Raw genomic sequence first — 8,771 nt, forward strand, 5'->3', positions numbered from 1 at the left:
CGGCCCCGCTCGGCCGCGCGCGGGCTGGCGGGCCGGCGTGCGTGGGCGCGCGCCGCGGGGGGGGGGGGGGGGGGGGGGTGGTGGTGGTGGTGGGGGGGGGGGGGGGGGGGGGGCCCCCCCCGGGGGGCCCCCCCCACCCCGCGGATTTCCCGTCTCGGGATGTCACATCCGGTCTACCGCGAACTCCACGGCGGGCCACATGGCCCACCGGTAGTCCGTGTGCGCGGCCGGACGGATGCCGCCTTCACACACCGGATCACCGCTCGCGCAGTAGTTTCCGGTCCGCCCGGCGTATCGGTCCGGCACGTTCCAGCCGATCAGCCGGATCGGGTCGCCGAACAGCAGCACCGCCGCCACCCGGGATTCCAGATCTCCGGGCAGCGAGTAGATGCCACCGAGCACGGTGACGATGCCGGTGCCGAGCACCCCGTGGGTGACGACGGCTCCTTGCGAGAAGCCGACCAGGATGAACCGCTGGTCCGGGCAGTTCTCCGCTTGCCACATCAGGTGCGCGGTCATGTCCTGCGTGCCGCGGCTGATCGAGGACGGATCGAGCAGGTCGGCGGGGTAGTCCACTCGATATTCCTGCGAATCGACCGGAAGCGCTTGCCACAGTGCGTCGTACAGCGGATCGCCCACCACCGAACCCAGATACCCGGGTTCATGAGTGCCTCTGGCGACGACGACGTCGACCGCCGCACAGGACGCGGCCCATGCGTGCATTCCCGTCGCAGCCCCGAAACCCGCGACGAGCAGTAGCACGGCGAATGCCCTTACTACACGCCACTTCTCGAACTGGATTACCTTCCGGTTGGCCATCGTACTCACCTACTCACGCCGTTGTGAGACAGCCGAGCGACACTTGTCAGTGACAATTACTCGGCTATATCCGCGAAGGTAAGAACGGCTGAGGAGGCGGTCAAGGAACTCCATCCGACCGATACGGAGTCAGCGCCGAATCGTGTTCTACGGCAGGAGAACCGCCGCACCGGCAAATCGTCCGTGCGCGAGATCGGCCAGCGCCCGATCGGCCCTGTCCAGGGAATACCCGTGCGTGGTCAGATGTATCCGGTGTTCGCCGGCGAAAGCCAGGAATTCGCGAGCATCCGCGCGGGTGTTCGCGGTCACCGAGCGAATCTCTCGTTCCTGGAACAGATGCCGCTGGTAGTTCAAGGCGGGAATGTCGCTGAGATGAATACCGGCGACGGCGAGGATCCCGCCGCGATCGAGCGCCGCCAGCGCGGGCGGCACCAGCTCACCGACGGGGGCGAACAGGATCGCCGAATCCAGCAGCACCGGAGGCGGATCCGCCGCGCCCCGCACCGAGGCGGCGCCCAGCGCGGCGGCGAGCTCCCGCGCCGCCGGATCCCGCGTCATCACGTGCACCTCCGCTCCGCGCGCGGCGGCTACCTGAGCGGCGATGTGGGCGCTGCCGCCGAAACCATAGATCCCCAGCCGCCCGCCCTGCGGCACGGCGGCCCGCAGCAGCGCCCGGTACCCGATGATGCCGGCGCACAACAGCGGGGCGGTATCGGCATCGGAGTAGCCCGGGGGCAGGCGCAGCGCGTAAGTCGCGGGCACACAGGCGAATTCGGCGTAGCCGCCGTCGGCGTCCCAGCCGGTGTAGGCCGAATGCGGACAGAGGTTCTCCGCCCCGCGCAGGCAGAACTTGCACTCGCCGCACGTGTGCCGCAGCCAGGCGATGCCCACCCGGTCCCCCACCGCGAAACCCTCCGCGGCCCTGCCGACCGCGACGACCTCGCCGACGACCTCGTGCCCCGGCACCACCCCCGCGCGGTGCACCGGAAGGTCGCCTTCGGCCACGTGCAAGTCGGTCCGGCACACGCCGCAGGCCAGCACACGCACCAGCAGTTCGCCGGGACCGGGTTCGGGGACGGGTGTTCGCTCCGCGTCCAACGGTCCGCTTTCGATAGGACCCGGCCTGCGCACCCGCCAGCAACGCATCGCGGACGTACCGCTGCGAACCTCGCTCATCGGATCACCTCGCACCGATCGGATCGACACGGATGGGCACCCCGACCGCGTCGGCCGGGCCGGAATCACCCTACTCGGCGAATACGGCCACGCGGCCCGGCGAATTCTGATACGTTTCTGTATCGAGTACATTCCTGTATCCAACGCCTCGACCGAGGAGGTGCCCGATGACGTCCGATGCCGCGCAGGCCGCGCCCGCCCGGGTCACCCGCCGCCGCGCCGAAACCAGGAACCGGCTGCTGACCGCCGCCTACGAGGCGTTCGCCGAGGAGGGTTTCGGCCGCGCCACCGTGGAGCGGGTCTGCGAGCGCGCCGGATTCACCCGCGGGGCGTTCTACTCGAACTTCAGCTCGCTGGACGAGCTCTTCCTGGCCATGTGGGAGCAGCGCTCCACGGCGATGCTCACCGAGGCGAGCGCCATCCTGGACGAGATCGCGGCCGAGGGCACCGATGACGTACGCGCCGCCGTCCAGCGACTCGAACGGGCGGTCCCGGTCGACGAGGGCTGGTACCGGATCACCGCCGAATTCACCGCGCACGCCCTGCGCACCCCCGCGCTGCGCCGGGTGATGGCCGCTCGTGAGGAGGCCATCGTCGCGGCGCTCATGCCCACGATCGTCGCGGCGCTCGCCCGCGGCGGCCGCACCGTGCCCGATCCGGAGGCATTCGGGCAAGCGCTCATCGCCGTCCACGACGGCACCAGCGTGCAGGTACTGATGGAGCCGGACAGCCGCGCCGTGCGCGAGCGCCGCACCGAACTCTTCCACCACGTCGTGCTGGCCTACAGCACCGCAACCGAAGGATGAACATGTCCCACAGCAGCCCCGAGGCGGACGTCCTCGTCGTCGGCGCCGGGCTGGCCGGCCTGGTCGCCACGCACGAACTGGTCAAGGCCGGTCGCACGGTGCACGTGCTCGATCAGGAGAACCGCAACAACCTCGGCGGCCAGGCGTTCTGGTCGCTGGGCGGGCTCTTCTTCGTCGACAGCCCGGAGCAGCGGCGTCTCGGCATCGAGGACTCCTACGAACTTGCTCTGCAGGACTGGCTCGGCTCGGCTGGGTTCGACCGCGACGACGAGGACAAATGGGCCCGGCAGTGGGCGCAGGCGTACGTGCGGTTCGCGGCCACCGAGAAGCGGGACTACCTGCGCGACCTCGGCCTGCGCGTGACGCCGCTGGTCGGCTGGGCCGAACGCGGCGGCGCCACCGCTGACGGGCACGGCAACTCGGTGCCGCGCTTCCACCTCACCTGGGGCACCGGCCCCGAGGTGGTCCGGGTCTTCGCCGAGCCCGTGCTCGAAGGCGAGCGGCGCGGGCTGGTCCGCTTCGGCTTCCGTCACCGGGTGGACGAATTGATCGTGGAGGACGGCGCGGTGGTCGGTGTGCGTGGCGCCGTGCTCGAGGACACCGATCTGGAGCGCGGTCGCGCCTCGTCCCGCACCGAAGTCGGCGGGTTCGAACTGCGCGCCAAGGCCGTGATCGTGGCTTCCGGCGGGATCGGCCACAACCACGAGCTGATCCGGCGCAACTGGCCCACCGAACGACTGGGCCCGTGCCCGGAGACCATGATCTCCGGCGTGCCCGCGCACGTCGACGGCCGAATGCTGGCCATCACCGAGACCGCGGGCGGCGCCATCGTCAACCGCGACCGCATGTGGCATTACACCGAGGGCATCGTCAACTGGGACCCGATCTGGCCCGACCACGCCATCCGGATCATTCCGGGGCCGTCCTCGCTGTGGTTCGACGCCAACGGAAAGCGGCTGCCCGCACCGTGTTTCCCCGGATTCGATACGAACACGACGATGAAGGAGATCCTGAAGACCGGCTACGACTACTCCTGGTTCGTGCTCACCCAGTCGATCATCGAGAAGGAGTTCGCGCTGTCGGGCTCCGAGCAGAACCCGGACATCACCGGCAAGGACCTCAAACTCACTTTGAAGAGCCGCGTGGCCAAGGGCGCGCCGGGCCCGGTCGAGGCGTTCAAGCAGCACGGCGTCGATTTCGTCGTCGCGGACACGCTGCGCGAGCTGGTCGAGGGCATGAACAAGATCGCGCGCGGCCCCCAGTTGGATTACGACGACCTGGAACGCCAGATCGTCGCGCGCGACCGGGAACTGGCGAACAAGTACGGCAAGGACAGCCAGCTGATGGCGATCGCCAACGCGCGCCGATACTTCGGCGACAAGGCGGGCCGGGTCGCCAAACCCCACCGGATCCTCGATCCCGCCGCGGGCCCGCTGATCGCCGTCCGGCTCAACATCCTCACCCGGAAGACCTTGGGCGGTCTGCAGACCGACCTGAGTTCCCAGGTGATCAGGCCGGACGGCACGGCGTTCCCGGGTCTGTACGCCGCGGGTGAGGTCGCCGGATTCGGCGGCGGCGGTGTGCACGGCTACAACGCTCTCGAGGGTACCTTCCTCGGCGGGTGCATCTTCTCCGGCCGGGCCGCTGGGCGTGCGCTGGCCGCGAGGCTCACCTGAGCGCTACCGTCGACAGCCGGACGCGACCGTGACGGGCCCTGTCGCGGTCGCCAGCGACGGCGACGACGTGAACGACGGCGCGCCGGAATAGAGCCGGGTGCCCGCCGAGTATCGCCCCGGTTCCACCCGCACCTCGGTGATCTCGGCCTCGTTGCCGAAGACGTCCGTCACGCGCGCGGTGAACGGGCCCAGCCCGGCGCCGGAAAGGGTCCAGTAGTTGTCGGCCCGTCGGCTGAGCTGTCTCCACGGCCCACCCTCCGCCGGACGAACAGCCGCCTCGCGCAATGGGTTTCCGGTGCCGCCGAACAGGATGCCGAACCAGGACGCGGACGAATCCGGCTTCACCTCGTAGGTCAGCTCCTGCGCCGGTTGCGGATCGCGGACCAGACGGTAGCCGACCCGCGCCACTCCGTCGCGGGGATCGGCGATCCGCTCGAACGCCGCAGCGCTGAGATCCAATTGTCCCGGAGCGCATGCCGGGCAGTGGTCGACCACCAGCGCGCGGACCGACCCCCGTGGGCCCGCGATGTCCAGCAGTGCCCCGCAGAGGTCGGCGCGCCCATAGTCGCGGGTCGAAAGCCCGGCATAGTAGCCGTCCGGCGGCAGCTCGCGGAAGGAACACGATGTCCGCGTGCCGAAGACGTAGTAGCGCACCTCGGCGGACATGTCCGGCCCGATCGGCGCGAAAGTCACGGCGGACACGGGAAATCGGGACGGCGAGGACACCTCGTCGAGCGGATGCGCCGCGGCGCAGGTCGGCGCCGACGGCCGCACCAGCCAGACGACCACCGCGACGGTGGCCAGCGCGCCCGCCGCAAACCATAGCCATTCGGAACGGAATGGCCGCTCTTGGATCGGTACCCGGTGCATCGCTTCCCCGACTCCGGCTCGGCTCCTCGCGGACTGTCCATCCTGACTCCACCAGGAAAGCAGCCCGGCCGCTCGCGCGCACAGCGAACGAAAATTCTTCACAGTGAAAGGCGGGCAATTCAGCAAGCGCACCGCTAATTTCGGCCATTCCGCCCGGGGACGGCCGCGGCCGATCGGAAATGATCCGGCGGAGCCGGGCGCACCGATGCCGGGCCGCGCGATGCAGCTAGAGCCTACGCGCGTGCCGAGGACACAGGGTTCGCCCCGCCTCACGGGCGATCTCGGCCAGCGCCATGGCCAGCCGCGCGGTGTCCGGCGCCACCGCGTCGGCACCGATCAGGCCCGACAGCGACACCGCGGCCACCGCCGCGCCGCGACCGCGAATCGGCACTGCCACGCATGTGATTCCGGGCACGGACTCCTCGTTGTCGACGGCGACACCCTGACGGTTGCGGATGCGGCCGAGTTCGCGATGCAGTTCGGCGCGGTCGGCGAGGGTGCGAGCGGTCAGTTGCGGCAGGCGATCCCGGAAGGACGCCTCCACGATGCTCGGGTCCAGCGTCGCCAGCAGCGCCTTGCCGAGTGCGGTGCTGTGCGCGGGCATTCGGCCGCCGAGCCGGGTGGGCACGCTGGCGGCGATCCGGCCGCCGACCTTGTCCAGGTACAACACATCGCGCCCGTCCAGAACGCCGAGATGGCCCACCATTCCGGTCTGCTGGCAGACGTCGTGCAGCAGTGGGCTCACCACATCGCGGATCTCGTTTTGGTCGGCGGCCAGGCCACCCAACTCCAGAGTGCGCAAGCCGAGCCGATAGCCGCCGGGCGCGTGCGCCAGCCAGCGCAGCCGGATCAGCTGGTCGAGGATGCGATGCACGGTAGAGCGCGGCAGTCCGGTGCGCTCGGCCAGTTCGACGAGGGTGAGCGTCGGCGTCGCGCCGTCGAACGCCTCCAATATCAGCGTCATCCGCTCGATCATCGATGCCGGGGGCTGGCTGGGTCGTGCTGCCTGTCCGGATCCGGTCGGCAAATCCCCCGTCTCGGAATCGGTCATCACCTCGACCGTCATTGCCAACCTCCACGCGTGCTCGCGTAGAGCTTAGAGGCCGCTAAGCGGACCCGTGCGCGGAATCCTCGAGGGCGAAAAGCCACTCGCGGGTGTACCGCTCGGCCAGCAGGGGCAGGAAGTTGACGATGGTGGCGTGGTGTGCGACATGGTCGTAGGAGGCCTGGAGATGATCCTCGATCGCGGCTTCGCTGGCAACGCCGTCGAATTCGTTCTCCAGGCGCCGCGCGGCCGCCTCGAGGGCAAGTTCTTGGTCGAGAGGGATCTGCTGGTTCGAGTCGTGGGTGGCATGGCGGTCGGTCATCGCAAGATTCCCCTGGTCGTGACGGATCGGTACCCAGGACGCTGTCGTGGCGCACGATAACGCCCGTCATATGGGTACCCGCCCCCGCCCGGTTCGACACCCTCGCCTGCGGCTGAGGTCCCCGATCCGGCCTCCGCTCCGGACGACGACACAGTTGATCCCCGCGGATCTCGATCCGTCCCTTCGCGATGCCGACTCGCACCAAAATGGAACACGTTCTTGTCTGCGGGGGCTGCGCGTGCCAGGCTCGACAGATGGATCTCGACGCCATCGAAGCCGTCCGCCAGTTGAAGTACCGCTACTTCCGTGCCCTCGACCTCAAAGAGTGGGACGAGTTCGCCGACACCCTCGCGGTCGACGCGAAAGGGCGCTACGGCACCCACGCCATGGGCGAACCGCTGAACCTCGACGGCCGTGACGCCATCACCGCGTTCATGCGGGAGAATCTCGGCCCCTCGGTGGTCACCGTCCACATCGCCAACCACCCGGAGATCGGCGTCGACGGCGCGACGGCCACGGGATCCTGGGCCTTCGAGGACACCGTGCTCGCCACCGAGTACGGGGTGCTGATCCGGGGAGCCGGCTACTACACCGACACCTACCGCCGCGACGACGACGGCAAGTGGCGCATCGCCTCCACGGCCTACCGGCGCATCTACGAATCCATGCAGTCGCTGTCGGACACACCCAGCTTCCAGTTGCTGTCCAACATGTGGGCGCCCGGTAAGTGACGGGCGGGAAAACGGTCCACTATCCGCCCGGTGGCGCTGGACGGTCCCGCGCCGCCCGGCGGATGCTGCGAACATGCCCTCGCTAGCGCCTGACGAGTTCACTCCCGAGATCACCTACCTGAACACCGCCTCCTTCGGTCTGCCGTCCGCCCGCGCCCTGGCCGCGGTCCGCGAGGCGAGCACGAGCTGGGCCACCGGCCGCAGTGGCCCGACATCCCAAGTGGACCTTCTGGTACCGGACCTGCGCGCGGGCTTCGCCCGGCTGCTCGACGGTGCCACCGCCGATGACATAGCGCTCGGCAGCGGTGTCGCGGGCCTGATCGCACCCGTGGCCGCCGCACTGCCACCGGGTGCGGAGGTCCTCCTGCCGGAAGGCGAATTCGCCTCGGTCTCGATGCCTTTCGTGTACCGGGACGATCTCGTCGTGCGCTTCGTCCCTTTGGCGGAACTGGCCGCGCAGGTCCGCCCGGAGACGGAGTTGGTGGCGGTGAGCGTGGTCCAATCCGCGGACGGCCGCGTCGCCGATCTCCCCGAGCTGCGCGCGGTCACCCGGGCCAACAACGCGCGTTTGCTCGTGGACGCCACCCAGGCCGCGGGCTGGCTGCCGCTGCGCTTCGCCGACGCGGACTACTGGGTCTGCGCCAGCTTCAAATGGCTGATCGGCGCGCGCAGCGTCGCGTTCCTCGCCACGCCGCCCGAGTTCGTCCCGCAGCTGCGTCCGATCGGCTCCAGTTGGTACGCCGCCGAGGACCGCTGGGCGGAGCTGTACCGCCCGGCCGCGCTGCCCGCGACGGCACGGCGATTCGACACGACGCCCGATTGGCTCGGCGTCGTGGCGGCGCAGGCGGGACTGTCGCTGATCGAGGAACTCACCGTCGACAAGATCGGCGCGCACGACCTCGAACTCGCCGGGCATTTCCGTGCCGGACTGCGCGAACTGGGTTTCGAGCCCGTCGAGGCGCCCTCGCCGATCGTCTCCGTCCCTGGCGCGGGCGACCTCGCGGCCCGGCTCGAGCAGGCCGAGGTGGTCGCCTCAGCGCGAGGCGGCGGCTTGCGATTCGCCTTCCACCTCTACAACAGCGCCGACGACATCGAGCGGGCACTGTCCGCGCTGCGAGCCCGGTAGTCCCCGCCGCGGGCCGCCTACTTGCGCGGCCAATCGAAACGGGCGAGCCCGAAGTGTTGGCCGAGCAACCGCGCCGACGACATCGAGCGGGCACTGTCCGCGGCGCGAGCCCGGTAGTCCCCGCCGCGGGCCGCCTACTTGCGCGGCCAGTCGAAACGGGCGAGCCCGAAGTGTTGGCCGAGCAACCGCGCCGACGACAT

General features: G+C 69.8%; 9 protein-coding genes. 4 read left to right on the forward strand and 5 right to left on the reverse strand.

Translation table 11 applies throughout. The features are described from left to right. Positions 1-162 precede the first annotated feature (162 nt). Positions 163-819, reverse strand: a complete 657-nt coding sequence (locus tag ACIHAX_RS37340; RefSeq protein WP_397282367.1) for a cutinase family protein — start codon at positions 817-819, stop codon at positions 163-165. A gap of 147 nt (positions 820-966) precedes the next feature. Continuing rightward, positions 967-1,965 carry a zinc-binding alcohol dehydrogenase family protein gene (locus tag ACIHAX_RS37345; RefSeq protein WP_397282382.1) on the reverse strand — a complete coding sequence of 333 codons (999 nt, stop codon included), beginning with the start codon at positions 1,963-1,965 and terminating at the stop codon, positions 967-969. 197 nt (positions 1,966-2,162) lie between these two features. Here ACIHAX_RS37345 and ACIHAX_RS37350 point away from each other — a divergent pair, with 197 nt between their 5' ends. Further along, on the forward strand, positions 2,163-2,801 hold the full coding sequence (locus tag ACIHAX_RS37350; protein WP_355078514.1) for a TetR/AcrR family transcriptional regulator: 639 nt from the start codon (positions 2,163-2,165) through the stop codon (positions 2,799-2,801). Beyond that, positions 2,798-4,477 (forward strand): FAD-binding dehydrogenase, encoded by a 1,680-nt coding sequence (locus ACIHAX_RS37355; protein WP_397282370.1) that lies wholly within the window; start codon positions 2,798-2,800, stop codon positions 4,475-4,477. Before ACIHAX_RS37350 ends, ACIHAX_RS37355 begins: the two co-directional genes overlap by 4 nt. Positions 4,478-4,480: 3 nt before the next feature. Here the strand turns inward: ACIHAX_RS37355 and ACIHAX_RS37360 are convergent, their stop codons facing one another. The 3 genes from ACIHAX_RS37360 to ACIHAX_RS37370 form a co-directional block, all read right to left on the reverse strand. Further along, a complete protein-coding gene (locus tag ACIHAX_RS37360) occupies positions 4,481-5,347 on the reverse strand; it encodes an expansin EXLX1 family cellulose-binding protein (protein WP_364439645.1) in 867 nt (288 codons plus the stop codon). Between the two features lie 226 nt (positions 5,348-5,573). Then, positions 5,574-6,311: an IclR family transcriptional regulator gene (locus tag ACIHAX_RS37365; RefSeq protein WP_355081430.1), complete on the reverse strand. Its 738-nt coding sequence runs from the start codon at positions 6,309-6,311 to the stop codon at positions 5,574-5,576. A 142-nt stretch (positions 6,312-6,453) separates the two neighbouring features. Then, a complete protein-coding gene (locus ACIHAX_RS37370; RefSeq protein ID WP_355081428.1) occupies positions 6,454-6,714 on the reverse strand; it encodes a three-helix bundle dimerization domain-containing protein in 261 nt (86 codons plus the stop codon). Between the two features lie 254 nt (positions 6,715-6,968). Between ACIHAX_RS37370 and ACIHAX_RS37375 the strand changes: the two genes are divergently transcribed. After that, positions 6,969-7,445, forward strand: a complete 477-nt coding sequence (locus ACIHAX_RS37375; protein WP_355081427.1) for a nuclear transport factor 2 family protein — start codon at positions 6,969-6,971, stop codon at positions 7,443-7,445. Positions 7,446-7,518: 73 nt separating this feature from the next. After that, complete coding sequence (locus tag ACIHAX_RS37380) at positions 7,519-8,571, forward strand: aminotransferase class V-fold PLP-dependent enzyme (protein ID WP_397282373.1); 1,053 nt, start codon at positions 7,519-7,521, stop codon at positions 8,569-8,571. Positions 8,572-8,771: the final 200 nt, after the last annotated feature.

Origin of the sequence: Nocardia sp. NPDC051929 (genome assembly GCF_044548645.1) — a bacterium.
GTDB lineage: Bacteria > Actinomycetota > Actinomycetes > Mycobacteriales > Mycobacteriaceae > Nocardia > Nocardia sichangensis.

What these genes read in the sequence shown, in the direction of transcription:
- ACIHAX_RS37375 (WP_355081427.1), top strand. Translation starts at nt 6,969, where the DNA reads ATGGATCTCGACGCCATCGAAGCCGTCCGCCAGTTGAAGTACCGCTAC.
- ACIHAX_RS37350 (WP_355078514.1), top strand. Translation starts at nt 2,163, where the DNA reads ATGACGTCCGATGCCGCGCAGGCCGCGCCCGCCCGGGTCACCCGCCGC.
- ACIHAX_RS37360 (WP_364439645.1), bottom strand. Translation starts at nt 5,347, where the DNA reads ATGCACCGGGTACCGATCCAAGAGCGGCCATTCCGTTCCGAATGGCTA.
- ACIHAX_RS37370 (WP_355081428.1), bottom strand. Translation starts at nt 6,714, where the DNA reads ATGACCGACCGCCATGCCACCCACGACTCGAACCAGCAGATCCCTCTC.
- ACIHAX_RS37355 (WP_397282370.1), top strand. Translation starts at nt 2,798, where the DNA reads ATGAACATGTCCCACAGCAGCCCCGAGGCGGACGTCCTCGTCGTCGGC.
- ACIHAX_RS37380 (WP_397282373.1), top strand. Translation starts at nt 7,519, where the DNA reads ATGCCCTCGCTAGCGCCTGACGAGTTCACTCCCGAGATCACCTACCTG.
- ACIHAX_RS37345 (WP_397282382.1), bottom strand. Translation starts at nt 1,965, where the DNA reads ATGCGTTGCTGGCGGGTGCGCAGGCCGGGTCCTATCGAAAGCGGACCG.
- ACIHAX_RS37340 (WP_397282367.1), bottom strand. Translation starts at nt 819, where the DNA reads ATGGCCAACCGGAAGGTAATCCAGTTCGAGAAGTGGCGTGTAGTAAGG.
- ACIHAX_RS37365 (WP_355081430.1), bottom strand. Translation starts at nt 6,311, where the DNA reads ATGACGCTGATATTGGAGGCGTTCGACGGCGCGACGCCGACGCTCACC.